This window comes from Amycolatopsis sp. NPDC052450, assembly GCF_044547565.1.
In the GTDB taxonomy this organism is placed as follows: Bacteria; Actinomycetota; Actinomycetes; order Mycobacteriales; family Pseudonocardiaceae; genus Amycolatopsis.
Window position 1 is genome coordinate 128,172 of record NZ_JBIUAQ010000018.1, and the last position, 21,784, is coordinate 149,955.

24 protein-coding genes and 2 tRNA genes are annotated in these 21,784 nt (G+C 68.9%); 12 read left to right on the top strand and 14 right to left on the bottom strand.

The features are described 5' to 3' along the window. Positions 1-246: 246 nt before the first annotated feature. Positions 247-1,521 (top strand): amidase family protein, encoded by a 1,275-nt coding sequence (locus ACIHAO_RS27045; RefSeq protein ID WP_396562344.1) that lies wholly within the window; start codon positions 247-249, stop codon positions 1,519-1,521. A gap of 169 nt (positions 1,522-1,690) precedes the next feature. Here ACIHAO_RS27045 and ACIHAO_RS27050 read toward each other — a convergent pair whose 3' ends face one another. Further along, entirely contained in the window at positions 1,691-1,834 is a 144-nt protein-coding gene (locus tag ACIHAO_RS27050; protein WP_396562346.1) for a hypothetical protein, read from the bottom strand. Between the two features lie 83 nt (positions 1,835-1,917). Here ACIHAO_RS27050 and ACIHAO_RS27055 point away from each other — a divergent pair, with 83 nt between their 5' ends. Further along, positions 1,918-2,397, top strand: a complete 480-nt coding sequence (locus ACIHAO_RS27055; RefSeq protein ID WP_396562348.1) for a hypothetical protein — start codon at positions 1,918-1,920, stop codon at positions 2,395-2,397. A 24-nt stretch (positions 2,398-2,421) separates the two neighbouring features. Here the strand turns inward: ACIHAO_RS27055 and ACIHAO_RS27060 are convergent, their stop codons facing one another. Both ACIHAO_RS27060 and ACIHAO_RS27065 read right to left on the bottom strand, forming a co-directional pair. After that, a complete protein-coding gene (locus tag ACIHAO_RS27060; protein ID WP_396562350.1) occupies positions 2,422-3,222 on the bottom strand; it encodes an SDR family NAD(P)-dependent oxidoreductase in 801 nt (266 codons plus the stop codon). A gap of 102 nt (positions 3,223-3,324) precedes the next feature. Continuing rightward, positions 3,325-3,513, bottom strand: a complete 189-nt coding sequence (locus ACIHAO_RS27065) for a DUF2795 domain-containing protein (RefSeq protein ID WP_396562352.1) — start codon at positions 3,511-3,513, stop codon at positions 3,325-3,327. A 157-nt stretch (positions 3,514-3,670) separates the two neighbouring features. On the opposite strand from ACIHAO_RS27065, the gene ACIHAO_RS27070 reads away from it, so the two are divergent. Beyond that, on the top strand, positions 3,671-3,886 hold the full coding sequence (locus ACIHAO_RS27070; RefSeq protein ID WP_396562354.1) for a hypothetical protein: 216 nt from the start codon (positions 3,671-3,673) through the stop codon (positions 3,884-3,886). Between the two features lie 23 nt (positions 3,887-3,909). After that, positions 3,910-4,107 (top strand): hypothetical protein, encoded by a 198-nt coding sequence (locus ACIHAO_RS27075; protein WP_396562356.1) that lies wholly within the window; start codon positions 3,910-3,912, stop codon positions 4,105-4,107. 12 nt (positions 4,108-4,119) lie between these two features. On the opposite strand, the gene ACIHAO_RS27080 is transcribed toward ACIHAO_RS27075, so the two are convergent. Continuing rightward, a complete protein-coding gene (locus tag ACIHAO_RS27080) occupies positions 4,120-4,857 on the bottom strand; it encodes an ANTAR domain-containing protein (RefSeq protein ID WP_396562358.1) in 738 nt (245 codons plus the stop codon). Positions 4,858-5,056: 199 nt separating this feature from the next. On the opposite strand from ACIHAO_RS27080, the gene ACIHAO_RS27085 reads away from it, so the two are divergent. Together ACIHAO_RS27085 and ACIHAO_RS27090 are read left to right on the top strand one after the other, a co-directional pair. Then, positions 5,057-5,893 carry an SDR family oxidoreductase gene (locus ACIHAO_RS27085; RefSeq protein ID WP_396562360.1) on the top strand — a complete coding sequence of 279 codons (837 nt, stop codon included), beginning with the start codon at positions 5,057-5,059 and terminating at the stop codon, positions 5,891-5,893. Between the two features lie 157 nt (positions 5,894-6,050). After that, a complete protein-coding gene (locus ACIHAO_RS27090) occupies positions 6,051-6,566 on the top strand; it encodes a DUF4188 domain-containing protein (RefSeq protein ID WP_396562362.1) in 516 nt (171 codons plus the stop codon). On the opposite strand, the gene ACIHAO_RS27095 is transcribed toward ACIHAO_RS27090, so the two are convergent. Continuing rightward, entirely contained in the window at positions 6,542-7,582 is a 1,041-nt protein-coding gene (locus ACIHAO_RS27095; protein WP_396562364.1) for an AraC family transcriptional regulator, read from the bottom strand. The two genes, ACIHAO_RS27090 and ACIHAO_RS27095, sit on opposite strands and share 25 nt — an antisense overlap. A 519-nt stretch (positions 7,583-8,101) precedes the next feature. Further along, entirely contained in the window at positions 8,102-9,148 is a 1,047-nt protein-coding gene (locus tag ACIHAO_RS27100; RefSeq protein ID WP_396562366.1) for a ferritin-like protein, read from the bottom strand. Positions 9,149-9,302: 154 nt separating this feature from the next. Between ACIHAO_RS27100 and ACIHAO_RS27105 the strand changes: the two genes are divergently transcribed. The 4 genes from ACIHAO_RS27105 to ACIHAO_RS27120 all read left to right on the top strand — a co-directional run bounded on the left by ACIHAO_RS27105 (position 9,303) and on the right by ACIHAO_RS27120 (position 13,145). Continuing rightward, complete coding sequence (locus tag ACIHAO_RS27105; protein ID WP_396562368.1) at positions 9,303-10,061, top strand: SDR family oxidoreductase; 759 nt, start codon at positions 9,303-9,305, stop codon at positions 10,059-10,061. Beyond that, entirely contained in the window at positions 10,028-11,788 is a 1,761-nt protein-coding gene (locus tag ACIHAO_RS27110; RefSeq protein WP_396562370.1) for an L-aspartate oxidase, read from the top strand. The genes ACIHAO_RS27105 and ACIHAO_RS27110 overlap by 34 nt, the downstream gene beginning before the upstream one ends. A 62-nt stretch (positions 11,789-11,850) precedes the next feature. Continuing rightward, positions 11,851-12,759: an RNA polymerase sigma-70 factor gene (locus ACIHAO_RS27115; RefSeq protein WP_396562372.1), complete on the top strand. Its 909-nt coding sequence runs from the start codon at positions 11,851-11,853 to the stop codon at positions 12,757-12,759. Between the two features lie 20 nt (positions 12,760-12,779). Continuing rightward, positions 12,780-13,145 carry a hypothetical protein gene (locus ACIHAO_RS27120; protein WP_396562374.1) on the top strand — a complete coding sequence of 122 codons (366 nt, stop codon included), beginning with the start codon at positions 12,780-12,782 and terminating at the stop codon, positions 13,143-13,145. 133 nt (positions 13,146-13,278) lie between these two features. Here the strand turns inward: ACIHAO_RS27120 and ACIHAO_RS27125 are convergent, their stop codons facing one another. Next, entirely contained in the window at positions 13,279-13,605 is a 327-nt protein-coding gene (locus tag ACIHAO_RS27125; RefSeq protein WP_396562376.1) for a cupin domain-containing protein, read from the bottom strand. 149 nt (positions 13,606-13,754) lie between these two features. Between ACIHAO_RS27125 and ACIHAO_RS27130 the strand changes: the two genes are divergently transcribed. Then, positions 13,755-13,922, top strand: a complete 168-nt coding sequence (locus ACIHAO_RS27130) for a hypothetical protein (RefSeq protein WP_396562378.1) — start codon at positions 13,755-13,757, stop codon at positions 13,920-13,922. On the opposite strand, the gene ACIHAO_RS27135 is transcribed toward ACIHAO_RS27130, so the two are convergent. The 4 genes from ACIHAO_RS27135 to ACIHAO_RS27150 all read right to left on the bottom strand — a co-directional run bounded on the left by ACIHAO_RS27135 (position 13,901) and on the right by ACIHAO_RS27150 (position 15,977). Next, positions 13,901-14,650 carry a hypothetical protein gene (locus tag ACIHAO_RS27135; protein WP_396562380.1) on the bottom strand — a complete coding sequence of 250 codons (750 nt, stop codon included), beginning with the start codon at positions 14,648-14,650 and terminating at the stop codon, positions 13,901-13,903. The genes ACIHAO_RS27130 and ACIHAO_RS27135 overlap by 22 nt on opposite strands. Before the next feature lie 266 nt (positions 14,651-14,916). Beyond that, a tRNA-Glu gene (locus ACIHAO_RS27140) sits at positions 14,917-14,989 on the bottom strand. Between the two features lie 130 nt (positions 14,990-15,119). Further along, positions 15,120-15,191, bottom strand: a tRNA-Gln gene (locus ACIHAO_RS27145). A 51-nt stretch (positions 15,192-15,242) separates the two neighbouring features. After that, positions 15,243-15,977, bottom strand: coding sequence for an HAD family hydrolase (locus ACIHAO_RS27150; protein WP_396562405.1), 735 nt, complete (start codon positions 15,975-15,977; stop codon positions 15,243-15,245). 555 nt (positions 15,978-16,532) lie between these two features. Between ACIHAO_RS27150 and ACIHAO_RS27155 the strand changes: the two genes are divergently transcribed. Beyond that, positions 16,533-17,771 carry an FAD-dependent oxidoreductase gene (locus tag ACIHAO_RS27155; RefSeq protein ID WP_396562382.1) on the top strand — a complete coding sequence of 413 codons (1,239 nt, stop codon included), beginning with the start codon at positions 16,533-16,535 and terminating at the stop codon, positions 17,769-17,771. A gap of 70 nt (positions 17,772-17,841) precedes the next feature. Here ACIHAO_RS27155 and ACIHAO_RS27160 read toward each other — a convergent pair whose 3' ends face one another. From ACIHAO_RS27160 to ACIHAO_RS27170, 3 genes are all read right to left on the bottom strand, one after another. Then, on the bottom strand, positions 17,842-18,612 hold the full coding sequence (locus ACIHAO_RS27160) for a fumarylacetoacetate hydrolase family protein (protein ID WP_125786767.1): 771 nt from the start codon (positions 18,610-18,612) through the stop codon (positions 17,842-17,844). Positions 18,613-18,621: 9 nt separating this feature from the next. Beyond that, the gene (gene cimA, locus ACIHAO_RS27165; protein WP_396562384.1) at positions 18,622-20,256 is read right to left on the bottom strand and encodes a citramalate synthase; all 1,635 of its coding nucleotides are present in this window, start codon (positions 20,254-20,256) and stop codon (positions 18,622-18,624) included. Positions 20,257-20,542: 286 nt separating this feature from the next. Then, positions 20,543-21,586: a 3-isopropylmalate dehydrogenase gene (locus tag ACIHAO_RS27170; protein WP_125786769.1), complete on the bottom strand. Its 1,044-nt coding sequence runs from the start codon at positions 21,584-21,586 to the stop codon at positions 20,543-20,545. Positions 21,587-21,784 lie beyond the last annotated feature (198 nt).

The following is a 21,784-nucleotide window of genomic DNA, read 5'->3' on the forward strand; positions in this document are numbered from 1 at the left end:
ATCTCGGGAACACGACAGGGGAAAGCCCGGCCGCAGCTTAATGAAAATGATTGTCTTTATCAGCTAGTGTGGCCTTTGTCACGCCTTGGGCGACATGTCGCGAAAGCCGGGTGCCGCCGTGAGTTCCGCCTCCAAGCACGCGAGTTCCGCCTCCAAGCACGCGAGTTCCGTGTGTGAACACGCGAATCCCGCCTTGGCTTTCGCCTCCCTCGCTAAGCTGGCCGCCCGCGACCCCAGGAGCTGCCGGTGAGTGGAACTCGAAGTGCCGCCGAATGCCGCGCTCGGGCGGAAGAGGTCCGGGACCTCCACGCGATCAGCCACCTCGCGCCGGAGCCGATCGGCCCGCCGTCGGGCTTTCCGCTGGTCGTCAAGGACAACATCCACGTCGCGGGCATGCCGAACGCCGCGGGCACCCCGGCACTCGCGCACTACGTCCCACGTGAGCACGCGACCGTGGTCCGGCGCCTGCTCGACGCGGGCGCCACCGTCATCGGCAAGGCGGCCATGCACGAACTCGCGCTCGGCATCACCTGCGACACGACTCCGCTGGGTCCGGTGCGCAACGCCCGCGACCCGTCCCGCTTCGCCGGCGGCAGCAGCGGAGGGACCGCGGTGGCCGTCGCGGCGGGCATCGTCCCGGCGGGCATCGGCACCGACACCGGGGGTTCGGTGCGCGTGCCGGCCGCGCTCAACGGGGTCTGTGGTTTCCGGCCGACCACGGGCCGCTACCCGTCCGACGGCGTCACGCCGTTGAGCGGCACCCGGGACACGGTGGGGCCGATCGCCCGCACGGTCACCGATCTCGCGTTCCTCGACGCCGTCCTCGCGGCGGAGGAACCGGGACCCCTGCTCGGACTCCCACCGATCCGGCTGGGCGTGCCGCACGGTTTCCTGACCGGCGACCTGGCCGACGACGTCGAAGAACTGTGGACGTCCGCGCTGGCCCGCCTGCGCGCGGCCGGGGTCACCCTGGTGCCGGTCGACGACACGCCCCTCGCCGAACTCGTCACCGATCAGGGCATGCCGCTGGTCATCCACGAAGCAGGCATCGGGCTACGGGCGTACCTCGCCGAGTACTTGCCCGAGATTTCGTTCGAACGACTCGTCGACGAGATCGCCGCGGCCGACGTCCGGGCGATCTTCGCCGAGTCGGTCGTGCCCGGTGTCGCGCCGGCCGTCTACGAGGCCGCCCTCGCCAACCGCTCGGCCTTACGCGGCGCCTACGCGAAGATCTTTCGCGAGACCGGCATCGACGCACTGGGATTCCCCACGACACCGGCGACAGCCCAGGACTTCACCGCCGTCGAGAAGTTCGTCCACCGTGGACGCGCGGTCCCGACCTTCCCCACCTTCATCCGCAACTGCCAGCCCGGCAGCATCGCGGGTGTCCCCGGATTGACCGTCCCGATGGGACACGGCCACGGCGGCCTGCCCGCCGGGCTGGCACTCGACGGCGCCATCGGCGGAGACCGGAAACTGTTGGCGGCCGGGGCTTTCGTCGAACGGATCCTGACGGGCTAGGCCGTGTCCGGTATGTCGTGTTCGCGGTCTTCGCGCCCAGGCGATAGCAAAGGTCCCTTGCTCTCCCGCGCGGTGACCGTGTGGATTTCGGGACATCTGACGCCCCGAAATCCACACGGTCAGCGATGGCCACAGGTCAGCACGCCAGGCGATACCCACAGGCCGCGGCCTAGGCACCTTCCTCGGTGTCGTTGCCGGGTTCGTTCTCGACGGTTTCCCGTTGCCGCTCCGCCGAATTCGGGTCATCGCCTCGATCGGCGCCCTCGGCGGGTTCCGAGGGATGCGCGCCGCGTGTCTTGTCATCGTCCGTCATGCCGTCCGGTTACCCGATCACCCACCGGACAATCACGTCTTCCCGCGGCGATTGATGACACGGTCAGCGGGTACGTCCTCAAGATGAACGAGGAGCGGAAGCCCGCGGCCGAGCCGGATGTCGGGTCGTTCACGGAGGAATTGCTGACCGCGGTGCGCGAAGAAGCACTCGATGACATCGCCGACGCGCTCGCGATCTTGGCGAACGCCGGTTCGGCGGCGACCTCGGCGGCGGTCTTGAACGAACTCGTCGACCGGTGTGCGGCGACGATCCGCGCCCGGTTCCCCGCCGAACCCGAAGATCTGTACACCGTGGCTTTGACGGATCGATCGGGTTGCGGAGTCACCATCGACTGCATGCCGCCTGGCCCGCGGGCGGCGTTGCGCGCGCTGCTCGCCGAGTTGGCCGGAGACAGTGGCGGCCGAGCCATTCAGGTGCGGCTGGCAGGCGACGGCGAAGCGACCGACTTCGTGTTCGCGGTCTTCAACTTGCTCATGTGGCTGACGGAACTGTCCGACACCACCGCGGGAACACCGCCGGTCTTGAGTTGCTTCACACCCTGACGCGCCGGCTCGGCCGCCACCGCGTCATTCGTTCGCCGACCCGGGCTTCATCATCTTGCCCTGCATCCCGGCCTTCACCTCGTCCGGCGCCACACGTGAGCCTGCCGCCTGGATCTTGTTCTTGATCGAGCCCGCCACGACCTTGTCGTCCCCGGCCATCAGCGCTTCGTAGCCCGCCTCGGCGACCTGCTCGGCGGAGTCCTTCGGCCCGGCTCCGATCTTGGTGTCCTCCATCCCGGCGCGTTCGAAGAACTCGGTATCGGTCGGACCGGGCAGCAGCGCCGTCACGGTGATCCCCTTGTCCTTCACCTCACCGCGGAGGCCTTCCGAGAACGACGTGAGAAACGCCTTCGAGGCCGCGTAGACCGCCTGGTAGGGCCCCGGCGCCGTGCCCGCGACCGACGAGGTGAACAGCACCTTGCCCCGGCCGCGCTCGATCATGCCGGGTACGACACGCTTGGTCAGGTGCACCGCCGAGCGCACGTTGAGATCGACGACCGTGAGCTGATCTTCCAGCCGGGTGTCGCCGGCGAACTCGCCGTTGACGCCGACACCGGCGTTGACCGCGAGCACTTCGACAGGGCGGCCGGCGGCGTCGACGCGCCGGACGAGTTCCTCCACGCCGTCCGCCTCGGCCAGATCCGTTCGCACCGTGTCCACGTGAGCCCCACACGACCGGACCTGCTCGGCGGCCGCTTCCAATTCGGTGTCCTCCGCCGTGATGACGAGGTCGAAATCGTGCCGGGCGAACTGTTTCGCCAATTCGAGTCCGATCCCGCTGGACGCGCCGGTGACGACGGCGAGCGGCCTGATCGCGGTGGTCATGCGTACTCCTTTCGACGGTTTTCGCCGCGTACCCCGATAGTGCGGCCGGCAACCATGGTGTGGCGGCCTGGGCAGCCGTGCCGCCCAGGTCCGCCCGGCGAGTCAGCCGCCGATCTCCTTGCTCACGCCGCTCGGCCCCTCGTAGGTCCGATCCGGCAGATCGCGCAGCAGGTCCACCGTGTTCTGGTCGGCGCCGTTCCGCTCCGCCGCGCGGACGAGGTCTTCCCGGCTCGCCGGGTAGTCGACGCCGGACAGGTGCTTTTGCACTTCGATCGGGTTCGCCTTGCTCATGGAATCTCCTTCCGTTCGGCAAGTAGCCCGGTTACCCGGTCCCGCGGCGGGCACACGCGGATTCACCGATCAGGGCCACGCCGGCCCGCGGAATGAACGTTCCGATTCCGGGTACTCCGATGATCAACCGGGTCTCAGCCTGGACGAGGAGGCAGTCATGCCGACAGATCACTCCGACCGGCCGACTCGCCGTGACCGGGATTTCGACTACGCGAAGATGCCGACCGATGTCACCGGCAGGCTGTCGGCGTTCGACCGGTTCGCCGACTACACGAGCAAGGTCGTCTCTCGCGCCGGGTTCTTCGCTTTCTGTCTGCTGCTGGTCATTCTCTGGGCGCCGTCGATCCTTCTGCTGAAGAGTGTGGACAGCTGATCATCAACACCGTCACCACCATCGTGACGTTCCTGCTGGTCGCACTCCTGCAGAACACTCAGAAACGCGCCGACGACGCCGTACAGCACAAGCTCAACGCCATCGCCGACGCGCTGTCCGACCTGATGAGGACAGTCGGCGAAGACCACCCCGAGCTACGGCGCGATCGCGACGAACTACGACACGCCGTAGGCCTGGAGGACCGCGAAAGCGCGGCATGAACGAACCACCGGTCAAGCCGGGGCGGCGCCGGTGGTCTCGATGACGAACCGGATCGCGACGTCACGAAGCTTGAGGTTGTCCCGCTGGGATTGTTCGACGAGCCGTCTGAATGCCTCGTCGGCATCGATCTGGTGCACCACCATGAGAACGCCTTTGGCCTGGTCGATCACCGCGCGGTTCTGGAGCGCGGTCCGGAGTTGCTCGGCGGTGTCGCGAGCGTGCTGGTACCGGGCGTAGACGCGCAGCAGGGCGGTGACGGCGCTGGTGTAGAGGTCGAGCAGTTTCTCGTCCAGTTCGGCGAAGCCGTGTCCGTGCCTGGAGTAACAGTTGACCGCGGCGGTTTCGCCGTCGCCGACCACCAGTGGCGCGGAGAGGAAGCTGCCGTACCCCGCCTTGTCCGCGCCATGGGCGAAGAGCGGCCACCGCTCGGCCGCGTCGGCGACGGAGACCCGCACCACCACGCCGGTGGCGGCGGCCTGGAGGCAGGGGCCGTCACCGGCCTTGTACTGGTCGTGATCAAGAAGGGTGACGACGTCGCTGGTGCTGGCGACCGTGGCCGGATCGTGGTCACGCAGAAGCGTGATGGTGGCTTCGTCGACGCCGGGCACGGCGTTGATGGCCTGCTCGCAGGTCCGGCGGAGCAGGACCGCGAAGTCGTCCTCGGTCTCGAGCGTGGCGGTCAGCGACTCCAGCGCCCCGGTGACCTCGTCGAGCACCGCGGACCAGGGCTCGTCCGGCCGAAGGTCCATGAGCGTCTCCTCCCACCCGGCGCCACTGGCGGAGGATGATCTTTCCATGCCCGGCGCCGGGCACGGGGAAAGGTCTGCCCGAATACCATATCCGGTCCGCCCACCAGCCGGATCGCGTCTTCCCCCGATCGTTTCGTCGTCGGCGTACCGGGTACGGCCAGAGGAGGCGCTCGAGAAATCCGTGCTGGAGGAGATAGCCGTGAACGGTCATGAAGCCGCCCCCGCCCCGCTGCCCGCCGAGGCCGAACCACCGCGGCGCGCCGTCGTCACCGGCTCCGATTCGGGGATCGGCCGCGCGGTGGCCGTCGCCCTCGCCAAGGACGGCCTCGACGTCGGCATCACTTATCACTCCGACGCGGACGGCGCGGAATCCACCGCGGCCGAGGTGCGCGAACAAGGCGTGGCCGCGCACGTACGAAGGCTCGACCTGACGGAACTGCCCGGCGCGGCGGGCGTCATCGACGCGTTCGCCGAGGACCTCGGCGGTATCGACGTCCTGGTCAACTGTGCGGGGACCGGCAGCACCGAACGGGCGGTCGACATGACCTACGACCGCTGGCGGCAGGTGCTCGACGTCGACCTCGACGGCGTGTTCCTGTGCTCGCAACGCGCGGCACGGCAGATGGTCGACGCCGCGCACGGCGGCCGGATCATCACCATCACCAGCGTCCACGAGCACGTTCCGCGGGTGGGCGCGGCGCCGTACTGCGCGGCGAAGGCCGGTGCCGGCGCGCTCACCCAGGTGCTGGCGCTGGAACTGGCGGAACACGGGATCACGGTGAACTCCGTCGCGCCGGGCGAGATCTCCACCCCGATGACCGGGCAGACCGACGCGGACCCCCGCGACCAGGAACGGCCCGGTATCCCCCTCGGCCGGACCGGGCACGCCGACGAGGTCGCGGCGGCCGTCGCGTTCCTCGCCCGGCCCGCCGCCGGATACATCACCGGCGCCTCACTGGTCGTGGACGGCGGCCTGATGTTGATGGGCGCCCAGGCCGGAACGGCGTACCCCGCGCACGACTGGCGCTCGCCCTGAGCTTCCGGCGTCGTCTGTCCACTGTGGACACACTTCGGGGCGGGCCCGGCACGTGTCCGGTTCGCCCCCCGTGGTGGCCGTCGCCGCCCTCCACGTGAAGCCCCGCCACACGGTGAACTGATCCCCGTACGGAGCCATGTTCACCAAGGAGGAAACCGTGAAGATCACCCCAGGCAGGGTCACGCACCAGTACGACGGGGAGCTGGTGGTGTTCCACATCGGCATGACGTTCAACCAGTGGTGGCGACCCGATCTCTATCTGCCGGTCTTCTTCGCCATGCCGGCGATGATGCGCGAGCTCGCCGAAGACCCGGACTCGGGACTGCTCGGCTACGAGTTCCTGTTCAACCGCAGAGGACCATTCGCCGTGCAGTACTGGTCCTCGGCCGAGAAGCTCTACGCCTACGCGTCCGCCGGATCGATGAGTCACCGGCCGGCGTGGACCAGGTTCAACGCGATGGCGAGGAAACACCCCGAGGCGGTGGGAGTCTGGCACGAGACCTTCGTCGTCGAACGTGCCGAGAGCATGTTCGTCGGGACGCCGTCCATGGGACTGCCCAAGGCGACGAAGACCGTATCCGTCGACAAGCGGCACCACCGGGCACGCACACGCCTGGCGGAGGGCGCCACCACGCTGCCCGCGAGCCTTCAGACCGCCGAGAGGCCGGCCTGAGACCCGTCATCCGAGGTGCGGGCGGCGAGTGGGGTCCGGCCGGTCCAACGGCGATAGGCACGGCGGAACTCGCGGCCGTCACTGAAGCCGACTTCGGCGGCCACAGCCGAAATCGGCACGTTGGAGTGCCGAAGCAACGCGGTCGCGTGTCGCTCGCGGACGCGGTCGCGGATGGCGCCGAACTGGTCGCCCGCCTCGGCGAGCTGCCGGCGCAACGTGCGTTCGCTGATGTGCATCTGCGCGGCGATCTCGGCCATCGTGAGCGGGCGGTGGAGGTGTGCGTTCAGCATGGCCTCCACCGCGGCGACGACTCCGGGCCTGGTCCGTGCCGGAGCGATCAGGCTCCGGCACACCGCGAGCGCCGTCCGCAGCGTCGGTTCGTGGTGAGTGGGGATCCGCGATCCCAGCACGTCGGAACCGATCACGAGCCGGTCGGCGTCGGCGGCGAAGTGCACCGGGCAACGGAAGAACCGCTGGTACCGGGCGGCATACACCGGCGGCGGATAGGACAGGAAGAGCCGGGTCGGCGTCCAGGTCTCACCGAGGACGGAGCGCAGGAACGCGATGGTGCTGGCGAACGCCTCCTCCGCGAGGAACGGAAGCAGGGCGGGATCCGGCCAGCGCTCCCGGAGATACAGTTCGATCTCGTCCCCGTCCAGCCCTTCCGCGAGGAAGTCGGCGAGGCTGCCGGAAGCCCGATGCAGTTCGCCGAGCACCCCGAACGCGTCGCCGACGGTCGCGGACGATCTCATCGCGACGCCGACGAAGCCGAAGGACAGCAACGCGTCGCGGGCTCCGACCTCGATGCCGAGGGGCCGTTCGGGCAGCGCCGCGACGGCTCTGCGGAGCACCGTCCTCGCTTGGTCCAGCGACACGCGGACATCGGCGTCGTCGAGGAGTCCGGGCTCGAGCCCCGTCCCCGAGAACCAGGCCGAGACCGGCAGCCCGGCCTGGCGGCCGATCGTCACGACCGCGCTCAGCAGCGTCGGCGGAATGGCCGCGTCAGCGGATGTCATCGACGAAACCAGGCCATCACCCGATCCTAGGAGAAATCCGCCTCGGGCCGCCTTCGAGCGCCAAGACTCCCTCTGCCCGCGCGGGCAGAGGAGTGTGCCTCCCCGGCGGCGACGCCCGCCGGTACTACTTCCGACCCGCAGCCTTGACGTACGAACCTCCGCCAGGGCCGCCGAGAGGCCGAAGTGTCAGCTGTTCCGCACCACACTCGGATCGACCGTGGCGAACTCGCGGCTTTCCGGTGAATGGAAGGACTCATCGGCGAGATCGATCGGCCGTCGCGCGATCAACAGGTGAGGCGTGTGGCCGAATTCGCCTCTGCCCGACCATTCCACAACGAAGATCACCAGGGGCCCGGACCGGCGGCGTCCGGCAGATCGTCGCCGGATATCCCGGCGGACGGCAGGCGTTCCTCCGCCGGTCCTCTTTCCGGTCCACCGGCACAGGCACGTGCGACGTCGTTCACCTGGCGGGCGCCGGGCCCATCACGTGCATGCGCGATCCTCGGAGCGGCCCGTGCGTCAGTTCCGCCGCTCGGGTGGCACGTACTCGAACGTCGGGCCCGCGGTCGTCTTCCCGTCGCCGGTGGGCATCTTCATCAGCGCCAGCCCCTGCTTGCGCAACCCGAACATCGTGCCGACGGCATCCGTCATCCCGCCCGGGTTGCCGGTGAAGGTCTCTTCCAGCTGGTAGAGCAGCAGGCTGTAGGTCTGGTTGAACTCCTCCTGTGCGACGCGGACGGCGCTGCCCTCCGGGTAGTCGGCGGTCCGCGGGTTGTGCCGCATCGGCAGCACGCCGCCGAGGTCGACCGCGATCTCCTCGCCGGTCGGGCCCGACCGCGGGGTGTCGCCGGTCCGGTAGCGACGGCCCGCTTTCAGCTCCTGGAACCGGAAGTAGTGCGCGACTTCTTCCCGTTCGGGGTGGAACACGTCGCGGTCGCCGTCCCACACGTCCGTGCGCGCGGCCCCTTCACCCTGCTCGACGATTTCCGCCAGCGCGGCCGACGCGGACTTCAGGTCGTGGACCGGGAGCACCGCGCCACCTCCGCCGCGGAGGTGGAACTCGCCGATCTGCCGGGCCGGGTCGCCGGTGAACACCTGCTCCTCGCCCAGCTTGTCGCACAGCGTGCGCAACCCCTGCTCGATCGCGGCGTAGAACTGGCCGATCGTCCGGTACCCGTCGCTCTGCGGTGGCGCGTCCGCCGACGCGGGCTGCTCGATGCGCAGGAACAGCTCCAGGGCTTCGGGGCCGAACGGGGCCAGGTGGACGTGCACGGACCGGTCGCCGTGGGGCAGCGGATGCGGGTACGGCGGCAACAGGTCCGGCGTGTCGAGCTTGGGCGAGCCGCCGACGGCGTTGAGCAGGTTCGCGGCCAGGGCCAGGTGGATCATCTCCTCGGCGAGGACCGTTCCCACGACCTGCGTGGCTTCGGGGTTGCGCGCCGGGTCCAGCGAGTACAGCGCGCACAGGTAAGGCGGAATCGTCGCGTGCTCGAGTTCGATCGCCCACTGCAGGTGGCGGCGGAGATCGTCGATCGTGTCGATGGCGTGGGCGCCACGGGTTTCCATGCGGTACTCCGCTTCGTCGGGTCGGTGTCGCCAGCCAAGACAGGACGTCACCCCGGTTTGTGACAGCCGGGCTGTCACAAACCGGGAGCCTGTCCGGTCCTTGCTGGAGAACGACGTCCCGGAGCGGCCGGGACGCGGGAGGAGCAGGCACACCATGAAGATCGTCGTGATCGGCGGCAGCGGGCTGATCGGCTCGAAGCTCGTCCGGAAACTGACCGCGCACGGCCACGAAGCGGTCCCCGCGTCACCCGATTCGGGCGTGAACACGCTGACCGGCGAAGGGCTGGCCGAAGTACTGGAGGGCGCCCAGGTCCTGGTCGACGTCTCGAACTCACCCTCGTTCGCCGACGACGCGGTGCTGGACTTCTTCCGCACCTCCACCGGAAACCTCCTCTCCGCCGGGGAGAAGGCCGGGGTGGGGCACCACGTGGCGCTGTCGGTCGTCGGCACTGGGCGGCTCGCCGAAAGCGGTTACTTCCGCGCGAAAATCGCGCAGGAGAAGCTCATCAAGGAGTCCGGGCGGCCGTACTCGATCGTGCACGCCACGCAGTTCTTCGAGTTCGTGGGGAGCATCGCCCAGGCGGCGACCGAGGGGACCACCGTGCGCCTGTCGGACGCGCGCATCCAGCCGATGGCCGCCGAAGACGTGGCCGCCGCGGTCGGCCGGGTCGCCGTCGGCGCACCGCTGAACGGCATCGTCGAGGTGGCCGGTCCCGAACAGTTCGGGCTCGACGAGCTGATCCGCACCGGGCTGGCCTTCCGCGGCGACCCCCGCGAGGTCGTCACCGACCCGGACGCGCGCTACTTCGGTGCCCTGCTGGACAAGGACATGCTCCTGCCCGGTCCCGACGCGCGACTGGCCGCCACCCGGTTCGCCGAGTGGCTCCCGCTCAACCCGCCGCCGGCGAAGTGACCGTGGCCGAGCACCAGATCGCGACGTCGGTCCTCGTCATCGGGACCGGCGGGGGCGGTCTGCGCGCCGCGATCGAGCTGGCCGAGCGGGGTGTCGACGTCCTGGCGGTCGGCAAGCGGGCGAAGTCGGACGCGCACACCACGCTCGCCGCCGGCGGCGTCAACGCGGCGCTGGCGACGATGGACCCGGAAGACTCGTGGCAGCAGCACGCGGCGGACACGCTCAAGGAGAGCTACCTGCTGGCGGATCCCGAGACCGTGCGGATGGTGACCGAGAACGCCGCCCGGGGCATCGAGGACCTCGAGCGCTACGGGATGCCGTTCGCCCGCGAGGCCGACGGAAAGATCTCGCAGCGGTTCTTCGGTGCGCACACCTACCGCCGGACCGCGTTCGCCGGTGACTACACCGGACTGGAGATCCAGCGCACGCTGGTCGACCGGGCGGCGCGGCTCGGCGTCCCGGTCATGGACACCGTCTACGTCACGCGGATCCTGGTCCGGGACAACGTCGTCTTCGGCGCCTACGGGTTCGACCTCGCGGACGGGACGCGGTACGTGATCCACGCCGACGCGGTGATCCTCGCCGCGGGCGGGCACACGCGGATCTGGCGGCGCACCTCGTCCCGCCGCGACGAGAACACCGGGGACTCCTTCCGGCTGGCCGTGCTGGCCGGCGGCCGGATCCGGGACGCCGAACTGGTCCAGTTCCACCCGTCGGGTCTGATCGCGCCGGAGAACGCCGCGGGCACGCTCGTCTCGGAGGCGGCCCGCGGCGAAGGCGGGGTGCTGCGCAACGCGCTCGGCGAGCGGTTCATGGCCGAGTACGACGCGGATCGCATGGAACTGTCCACTCGCGACAGAGTGGCGCTGGCGGCCTACACCGAGATCAAGGAGGGACGCGGGACGCCGGATGGCGGGGTGTGGCTCGATGTCTCGCACCTGCCGAGGGAGACGATCATGCGACGGCTCCCCCGCGTCTACCAGACCCTGCTCGAACTGCAGATGCTCGACATCACCCGGGAACCCATCGAGATCGCGCCCACCGCGCACTACTCGATGGGCGGGGTCTGGGTCCGGCCGGAGGACCACGGCACCGGCGTCGAAGGCCTGTACGCCCTCGGCGAGGCGGCGAGCGGTCTGCACGGCGCGAACCGGCTCGGCGGCAACTCCCTGATCGAGCTGCTGGTCTACGGCCGCATCGTCGGTGAAGCCGCCGCGCGCCACTCACGCGGCCTGGGAGCGCAACAGCGGTCGCCGGCGGCGACGGGGGAAGCCCGGCGCGAGGTCGACGAGCTGCTGGCCGCCGACGGCCCGGAGAACGTGCGCGCCCTGCAGCGCACGGTGCGGAACACCATGACCGAACACGCCGGGGTGGTCCGCCACGAGACCGGTCTGCGCGCCGGCCTGGCCGAGCTGGACGAACTGGAAAGCCGGATGCGTGCCGTGGGCGTCCACCCCGACATCGCCGGGTTCCAGGACCTCGCGCACGCGTTCGACCTCAAGGCGGCGGTGCTGGCCTCGCGGGCCACGCTGGAATCGGCGCTCGAACGCCGCGAGACGCGAGGCTGCCACAACCGCGCGGATCACCCGGACCTCGACGAGTCGCTGCGGGTGAACCTCGTCTGGTCCGGGCCCGGGCGGGTCGCGCGCGAAGAGCTTCCCCCGATCCCGGGGGAAATCACTTCGCTCATGCGCGAAGTGTCCACTGCGGGCAAGCTCGTCGAGTGAGCCTCCGGGGGTCCCTGCCGCGCGGCGGGGACCCCCGGGAGCCGACGTCGTAAAGTCGTGGGGTGGCGGATTCCGGGATGAGTGCCGAACTCGGCGATCTGGCCGATCTCGACGCGGCCACGGCCGCCTTCACCCAGGTGCGGCCGCGCCTGTTCGGGATCGCCTACCGCATGCTCAGCAGCGTCACCGAGGCCGAGGACCTGGTGCAGGAAGTCTGGCTGCGCTGGCAGACCTACGAGCGGTCCACGGTGACCAACCCGGAAGCGTTCTTGGCGACGACCACCACCCGGCTGGCCATCAACGTCCTCCAGTCGGCCCGGAAACGCCGGGAGACCTACATCGGGCCGTGGCTGCCCGAACCGGTCGACACCGCCGCGGACCCGTACCTTGGCGCCGAACGCGGTGAAGCGCTGGAGTTCGCGACCCTGCTGCTGATGGAGAAGCTCACCCCCGGCGAACGCGCGGCCTACATGCTGCGGGAAGCCTTCGACTACTCCTACGCCCAGATCGCCGACATCCTGTCGTCGACCGAAGCCGCTGTGCGCCAGCTGGTCAGCCGGGCCCGCAAACACCTCACGAGCGAGCGGCACGCGTCCGTGCCCGCGGCCGAGCAACGGGAACTGCTGACCGCGTTCCTCGCCGCCGCCCGGTCCGGCGACCTGGCCGAACTGGAGCGGCTCTTCACCCCGGACGTGACCAACCTGTCCGACGGCAACGGCCGCAAGGGGGTCGCCCGCCGTCCGCTCGTGGGCAGCGTCCGGGTGGCGAAGTTCCTGCAGGCGATCTCCAGCTGGTTCTGGGACGACATCGACATCGAATGGACACAGGCCAACGGGCGGACCGCCGCCGTGCTCCGCCAGGACGGCATCGTGTACGGCCTGCTCACGGTCAGCGCCACCGCCGAGGGCATCGATCAGCTGCTGTGGCTGGTCAACCCCGAGAAGAACAAGGCGGTGCCGGTCCCGGCCTGACCCGCCGTCGGGAGGAATCCGTGTTCGACCCGCATGACGCGACCGTGCGCCGGTTCGCCGCGGCGTGCCGCCGACGGGACCGTGCCGCGCTCGAAGCCGTCCTCGGCCACGACGCGGTCGCGACGTGCGACGGCGGCGGCCTGGTGCCCTCGCCGCTTGGGCCGGTGCGCGGTGCGGCGGAGGTCGCCCGGCTGGTCATCGACGTCATGGGCGGGCACGCGGGCGCCGAACTGACCGTCGAATCCGTCAACGGCCGCGCCGGGCTCGCCCTGCGGCACGTCTCCCGCGCCGTCGCGGTCGTCGCCGCCGAGACGGCCGGGCCCCAGGTCACCGCGCTCTGGATCGTGCTCGACCCGGCCAAGCTGACCGGCTGGCACCGCGGTTGACCGGGCCCGCACCGCGACCGCCGTGCGGGCCCGGTTCCCTCACCGTGCCCGCCACTCCCGGTGGGTGGTCTTCGCGCCGATGACGGCGATCGTCACTTCCTCGACCACCCCTTCGCCCGAAGTTCGTCCTCGGTCACGAGGTCGACCATCGGTTGCCCGGTTCGCAGAGCATGGTGACGGTGAACCGCACCGGGACGTCGTCGCGGTTGTTGCCGTCCTGGTAGTGGATGACGTCGCCGCCCGGCTCCCAGAACGCTTCGCCGGCCCGGACGACCCGCGGCGGCTCGCCTTCGAGCTCGAACACCATCTCGCCCTCAAGCACGTAGCCGAAGGCCGGTCCGGGGTGGCGGTGCGGCGGGGTGCCGGGGTCACCCGGCGGGTACTCGATGACGATGGTCATCGCATGCGCCCCCTCCGGGATGAAGGGCGGTTTCGCCTCCTGCAGCACGGTCAACGACATGAGAGGACCTCCTCGGCCGAACGGGTACACCGCTAGGACCGGACAGCCCCGCGATTTGTGACCGGCCGACCGTCACGTGCCGCGGGGCGGCGTCGCGAGAGTGCCGCTCGCTGGGACTCAGCTCCTCCAGAGGTGCCCGCGACGATGTCGTGCTGCACGGGCGGCACATCGCGGAAAGCGCGCGAGCGGCTTTGTCCACTGTGGATCCGATACCGTTCTACGCCAAGTACGGCGACGACACCTGGGCGGCGGTGACGGCTCACCTCGACACGGCGACCGAGTACGCCGCGCCTTATCAGGGTGAAGAAGCGAGATGACGCCGCAGCGCGGCGCGGACGGCATGCACGGGAATCCCGGCCGCCGTGAGATCACAGATTCGCAGAAACCCGCTTCGCGAATGGTAAATCGACATCGTGGGCGCTGTCGTCAGCAACGCCGACGTCGCATGTGGACGAGCGACCAGGTACTTCGTGAGAATTCCCCCTCGAACAGTGGCACCGGATACTTCCGACCACGGCACGTCCAGGCGATACCGGCCACGGTGAAAGACGACCCCCGAGTCGGAAATCTCCAGTACACCGCGAGGGCTTCCCCGCCCGACCCTCACGGCATAGGCCAGGATCATCGCGCAGACACAACCGAATCCGATCGAAAAAGCCCAAGGGCTGGTATCGAAAAGCGAGGGAGCGCCGGGCGGCGCCTGATGGATCGGCAGTCCGGCTCCCGGACCTGGCGTGAACGCCATGGCCACCGGGAAGCTCACGATCACCAGGGCCGCGAACACCACGCCGGCCGCCCCAGCCCAGCTTCCGGTACGACCTCCGCCGAGCACCGTGACCGCCGCGGTGGGCGGTACTCGAACCGCCGCCGCACCAGGGGAACGCCGGCCCACCGGCCAGTCGAACTGGGCGGCCCCGGCGACCATGGTCAGCAAGACCGTCACCCCGGCGCCGACCCAGACCCACGGGGCCGCCGAGGACGAGATCCGCAGGGTGCCGGTCGCCATGTTCCCCACGAGCCCCGCCACGGCGAGCCCGAACAGCATGACCCACATGAGCACACGTCTGATCCACACGGCGTGCAGATCGTCTCCTGCCGACTCGCCGATACACGGTTCGCTCAAGTCGCGGAAGTCGTTGTCACACCGAGACAACCAAGGACGCACGGTCTCTCCGCATGCCTCGCCGGAATCGCCGAGGTGGATATCCACAGGCTGAATGAAGCCAGGGCCGCGGAAAGGATCAACGCCGCGATGACTTCCACCGAAATGCGAAAAAGTCCCGACCGGACCGGTCGAGACTTTTTTGCGAGTACCCCCGATGGGATTCGAACCCACGCTACCGGCGTGAGAGGCCGGCGTCCTAGGCCGCTAGACGACGGGGGCTAGGATTTTCTCCTCTGGGAGGAGATTTTCAGTTGTTCACCTGCTGTGTTGCTGCGGAGAAACTTACCAGACCGGGTTTCCCTCCTTCGCAGGGGGGTCACTCTGTGTTTCACTCCGGAGAGTTCTCCAGCTGGGGTACCAGGACTCGAACCTAGACTAACTGGACCAGAACCAGTCGTGCTGCCAATTACACCATACCCCAGTGAGGTACCGTTCCGGCCTTGACCGGCTCGGTGCCGCACGAGAAAGAATACTAGAGCACGCTGTTCCGCACCGTGAAAGCGGGGGTCTCCGTGGCCCGCTGGGCCGGGACGCCGAGCTTCGCGAACTCGGAAACCAGCAGCTCAGGCAGCTCGTCGAGGCCGGCGATGGTGTGCACGCCCGCCGGGGCGCGCTCGGCGATGCCGTCCCGATCGAGCCAGACGGCGCCCAGTCCGGCGTCGCGGGCGCCGATGGCGTCGGTGTCGAGCTTGTCGCCGACGTGGACGGCCTGCGCCGGGTCGCAGCCGAGGCCGAGGCAGACCGAGTGGAACATCGCCGGGTCCGGTTTGGCTACTCCGAGTTCACCGGCGATGGCCACGTGGTCGAAGAACCGGGCGAGCCCGAGGTCGGCGATCTTCTTGCGCTGGTGTGTGCCAGAGGCGTTCGTGACGGCCGCGACGAGGACGCCGGCGGCCCGCAGCCATTCCAGGCACGGGAGGACATCTTCGAACAATTGCCACGAACGGGTGAGAATTTCACGACGGCGTCTTTCGAAGCCGTTGACCTGGTCTTCGTCGGCCAGAATGCCGATCTCGGCGAGGAAACATTCAGTACGCTTGCGATGCATGGTCGCGTAATCGATTTCGCCCGCGACCACCAGCGCGACGTGCTCTTCGGTGATGAGATCCCACAGTGGCCAGAGATCGTTTTGGCCGGTGAGCGCGCGCAGGCTGAGGCGGATCGCCGCCGTGCAGTCGATCAGCGTGTCATCGATGTCGAGGCACACCAACCGCAACTCCGGGGGCTCCCACGGGGCTCCCTCCGGAGCGTCCGGCGTGGTTCGTGACGGGGTCCGGGGCACGAGAGCGAAATCCACCAAGTGAGGCTAGGACACTCAGCGCGATCGCGACTCTGCCGATGAGGTGATTAAGGCTGGTCTGTTCCGGCGCGGGCACTCTACTCCCAGTTGGTGAGATGTCGTGTTTTAGTTACCGGACAACGAGTAACGCGGGCGGCCGGGTGAATTGCCGAGACCCGCGCTCCCGTCCGATTCGCGCCGCGCACACCCTGTGACGACAACGAAATCCTTATACCGCTTGAGACGCGGACCGTCCACAAGGGCACTCGCGCGATCGCCGTCCTTCCAGGACTGTCACGCGACCTCGTGAGTCCTTTTTGGACAGTCTTTGCCCGCGGCCGGGAAGCTCGCGCGAACCGGTGAGACGCAGGCCATAGGCCGAACAGGGCATCCGCTCGGATGGCGCTTGACGCGCCCGTCGGACAGGTGCATGCTGAGCTTATTCAACACGTGATGAATAAGGGTTTCGAAGGGGTGGGACGGATGAGCGAACGCACGAACTGCGTGGTCGTCGGCGGTGGCCCCGCGGGCATGGTCGCCGGATTGCTGCTGGCCAGGGCCGGGGTCGAGGTCACCGTGCTGGAGAAGCACAAGGACTTCCTGAGGGACTTCCGCGGCGACACCGTGCACCCGTCGACGTTGACGTTGCTCGACGAACTGGGCCTCGGGGAGAAGTTCCTCAGCCTGCCGCACAGCGAGATCTCCTACGCCGGTTTCCCCGCCGAGGACGGCACGATGATGCGCCTCGCCGATCTGACCAGGCTGAAGGTGGCGCATCCGTACATCGCGATGGTCCCGCAGTGGGACTTCCTGGATCTGCTCGCCGACGCCGGCGCGAAGGAGCCCACGTTCACGCTGCGGCAGAGCACCGAGATGACCGGGCTGATCCTGGAACGGGGCCGGGTGAGCGGGGTCCGCTACCGCGACGCCGACGGGAAGACCGGCGAACTGCGCGCCGACCTGGTGATCGCCGCCGACGGCCGCTGGTCGCTCGCCCGGCGCGAGGCCGGGCTGATGACGAAGGATTACGCCATCCCGTTCGACGCGTGGTGGTTCCGGATCTCGCGCCGGGACGGCGAACTCGAGGGCGTGCTGACGCCGAAGATGCGGGACCGCCGCTTCGCCGTGCCGCTGCCGCGCAAGGGCTACTTCCAGATCGCCTACCTCAGCCCCAAGGGCGGCGACCTGCGTGAGAAGGGCATCGAAGCGTTCCGGGAGAACGTGGCCGCGATCCTTCCGGAGCTGGCCGACCGTGTGGACGAGCTGAAGACGACCGACGACGTCAAGTTCCTCGACGTCAAGATGAACCTGCTTCGGAAGTGGCACCTCGACGGGCTGCTGTGCATCGGTGACGCGGCGCACGCGATGTCGCCGGTCGGCGGGGTCGGCATCAACCTCGCGGTGCAGGACGCGGTCGCGGCCGCCACCCTGCTCGCCGGACCGCTGCGCCGGGGCAGGCCGTCGGTGGCGGACCTGGCGAAGGTCCGCAGGCGCCGTCTCGCGCCCACGATGCTGGTGCAGGGGCTGCAACGGATGTTGCACAAGAACGTCATGGGGCCGGTCATGGCGGGCAGGCGCAACGGCCCGCCCGCGGCGATGGTGAAGCTGTTCAGCCGGTTCCCCGTGCTGTCCTACGTCCCCGCGCGGCTACTGGGCCTGGGCCTGCGACCGGAGCACGCCCCCGCCTTCGCGCGGCGGGCGATGGAACCGGCCGGTAGCTAGGTCCCGGATGTCATGAAAGGGTCGTTCAGGACAAAAGATGTCCTGAACGACCCTTTCATGACACTTGAGGTCAGATCTCCTGCACCGGATTCGTCAGCGTGCCGATGCCTTCGATGGTGATCGAGACCGACTGGCCGTCCTCGATCGGGCCGACGCCCTCGGGCGTGCCGGTCAGGATGACGTCGCCGGGCAGCAGGGTCATCACGCCGGACACGAACTCGACCAGCTCGGGGATCTTGTGCACCAGGTCCGAGGTCCGGCCGTCCTGCTTGAGCACACCGTCCACCTCGGACCTGAGCGCGAGGTCGGCCGCGTCGAGTGAGGTCTCGATCCACGGGCCCAGCGGGCAGAAGGTGTCGAACCCCTTCGCCCTGCCCCACTGGCCGTCGGACTTCTGCAGGTCACGGGCGCTGACGTCGTTCGCCACGGTGTAGCCGAGGATCGCGCTCGCCGCGCGGGCGGCGGGCACGTTCTTGACCGGCTGGCCGATGACGATCGCCAGCTCGCCCTCGAAGTCGACGCGGCCGATGCCGCGCGGACTGCGAATGGGCGCGTTGGGGCCGATCACCGTGGTCGACGGCTTGATGAACAGCATCGGGTCCTGCGGGACCTCGTTGCCGAACTCGGCGGCGTGCTTGGCGTAGTTCCGGCCGACCGCGATCACCTTCGACGGCAGGATCGGCGCGAGCAGCCGGACGTCGGCGAGCGGCCAGCGCTTGCCGGTGAAGTTGGGGTTGCCGAAGGGGTGCTCGGCGATTTCCAGTACCTGGGCGTCGTCGCCGTCCCCTTCGATCGAAGCGAACGCGACACCACCGGGATGAGCAATTCGGGCTAGGCGCACTCCCCCACTCTACGACCTGTGCGCGGGTGCCTCGCTGAGGGACTTGTGCACGAGCGCGTCGCACAGCGCGAGCCAGCTCGCCTCGACGATGTTGCCGTGCACGCCGACGGTGGTCCATTCCCGTTCGCCGTCGCTGGTCTCGACGAGCACGCGGGTGACGGCGTCGGTGCCCGGATGGCCGGGCAGGATCCGCACCTTGTAGTCGGCCAGCTCGACACTGTCCAACCAGGACAGATGCGGGCTGAGCGCCTCGCGCAGGGCGGCGTCGAGCGCGTGCACGGGGCCGTTGCCTTCGGCGGTCGCGATCACGCGCTGCCCGGCGACGTGCACCTTCACCGTCGCCTCGGAGACGACCTCGCCGTCGGACCGGTGGTCCAGCACGACCCGGTACGACTCGAGTTCGAACGGCGGTTCGTCGAGGACGTCGCTCTGCGGGCCGTCGACCTCCCGCCGCAGCAGAAGTTCCAGTGAGGCGTCCGCGGCTTCGAAGGACCAGCCTTCGGATTCGAGGCGCTTCACCTTGCGGATGGCGCTCGTCAGCGCCTCGGGCTGGCCGGCAAGGTCGACCCCGAGCTCACGTCCCTTGAGCTCCAGGCTGGCCCTGCCGGCCATCTCGGTGACCAGTACCCGCATGTCATTACCGACAGAAGCTGGATCGATGTGGTTGTACAGCAACGGATCCACCTTGATCGCGCTCGCGTGCAGTCCCGCCTTGTGGGCGAAGGCCGACGCCCCTACGTACGCCTGGTGGGTGTAGGGGGCGATGTTCGCGATTTCGGCTAGAGCATGGGAGACCCGGGTGAGCTCGGCGGCGCCTCCGGTCGGGAGCACCTTCATGCCGAGCTTGGTCACCAGATTTCCCGTCACGGCGAACAGATCGGCGTTACCCGCCCGTTCGCCGTAACCATTGGCGGTGCACTGGACGTGCGTCACGCCGGCCTGCACGGCGGCGACGGAATTCGCCACCGCGCAGGAAGTGTCGTCCTGGCAATGGATTCCGAGCCGGAATCCGGTCTTTTCCTTGACCTCGCGGACGGTCTCCGCGAGGCCGAGCGGCAGTTGACCGCCATTGGTGTCGCACAGCACGGCGACGTCGGCGCCCGCGTTCACTCCCGCGTCGAGCACCTTCAAAGCGGTGTCCGGGGAGAACGCGTAGCCGTCGAAAAAGTGTTCCGCGTCGAGGAAGACTCGACGTCCTTCGCCGACGAGGAACGCGACGGTGTCTCGCACCATCTCGCACGCTTCGTCGACGTCGACCCGCAGCGCCCGCTCGATGTGCCGCAAGTCCGATTTGGCCACCAGCGTGACCACCGGCGCCTGGGCGTCGAGCAGGGCCCGCACCTGCGGATCCTGCTCGGCCTTGGCACCCGCCTTCCGCGTCGCGCCGAACGCGACGAGCGCGGCGTGGCGGAGTTTCAGTTCACCCGAAGCCGCGCGGGCGAAGAATTCCGTGTCCTTGGGCAGCGCGCCCGGCCATCCGCCTTCGATGAACCCGACCCCGAGATCGTCGAGCAGCCTCGCCACCGCGAGCTTGTCCGTGACGGAGTAGGAGATCCCCTCGCGCTGCGCACCGTCGCGCAACGTCGTGTCGTAGAGGTGGAAGGCGTCGCCGAGCGGCGTATCGGCGGGCTCCTTGCGAGTCACGGGGAACTCCTCATGGTGGTGGCAAAACGTGTTCAGGCAACAAAAAAACCTCCCGCATGGGTGCGAGAGGTTGCGCGCCGGGGGCTCTTGTGGAGCTGTTATCCGGCGCGCTCGGCGATAATGATGGTGCAGGAGGTCACGAACGCATCATGGCACACGCTCCGAGGGGCGTCCACAAGCCGGGCCGAAGATTCCACTCCCTGGGAACCTCAAACGCAATGAAGGGGCCTTTCATCGCAAAATTTGCGATGAAAGGCCCCTTCATTGCAGAGCTCTTCCCGAACGACTACTGAGTGACCGGGCGCACGTTCGACGACACCAGCGCCGCCAGCCGGTCACCGATCGCGTGCGTCGCACCCGGCGACGCCTGGTCGCGGGTCGCGAGGTCGAAGGCCACCGATGCCTCGATCCGCCGCGCCGATTCCTTCTGTCCCAAGTGGTCCAGCAGCAGCGCGACCGAAAGCACCGCGGCGGTCGGGTCGGCGAGACCCTGGCCCGCGATGTCCGGGGCGCTGCCGTGCACCGGCTCGAACATGCTCGGGTTCCGCCGGGTGATGTCGAGGTTCCCGCTCGCCGCCAGCCCGATGCCGCCGGTCACGGCGGCCGCGAGGTCGGTGATGATGTCGCCGAACAGGTTGTCGGTCACCACGACGTCGAAGCGGGACGGGTCGGTCACCAGGTGGATGGTCGCGGCGTCCACATGGGAGTACGCGACGGTCACCTCCGGGTGCTCCAACGAGACCTCTTCGACGATCCGCGACCACAGCGAGCCCGCGTACTCCAGCACGTTCGTCTTGTGCAGGAGCGTCAGGTGCTTGCGGGGCCGCGCCTCGGCACGGTTGAACGCGTCGGTCACCACGCGCCGGACGCCGAACGCCGTGTTGACGCTGACCTCCGTCGCGATCTCGTGGTCGGTGTCCTTGCGCAGCAAGCCACCGTTGCCCGCGTACGGGCCTTCGGTGCCTTCGCGCACGACGACCATGTCGATCTCGCTCGAATCGGCGAGCGGGCCGCGCACGCCCGGGTACAACCGGGCGGGCCGCAGGTTCACGTGGTGGTCGAGCTCGAACCGGAGGCGCAGCAGCAGACCGCGCTCCAGAATGCCGCTCGGCACCGTCGGGTCGCCCACCGCGCCCAGCAGGATCGCGTCGTGCTGACGGAGTTCACCGAGTACCGACTCCGGAAGCAGCTCACCGGTGGAGTGCCACCGGGCGGCGCCGAGGTCGTAGTTCGTGATCTCCGCCGTCGGTACGACCTCACCGAGCACCTTGAGCGCCTCGGAGACCACTTCGGGCCCGATCCCGTCTCCTGGGATCACCGCGAGCCGCATCCACACACCTCCGTAGACCAGGCCACCGGCAGTCCGGATGGCCCATCCGCAAGAAAACGCCAGCAGCGGAAGGTTACCGGCCGTAGCCCGGTAGCCGTAGCCGCACCACCCTTATGCCGGAATCTCCCACAGAGCGAGACAGCCGAAAGGGTGAATACAAGAAGGGACGCCCTGGCGGAAAGCTTGCCGCCAGGGCGT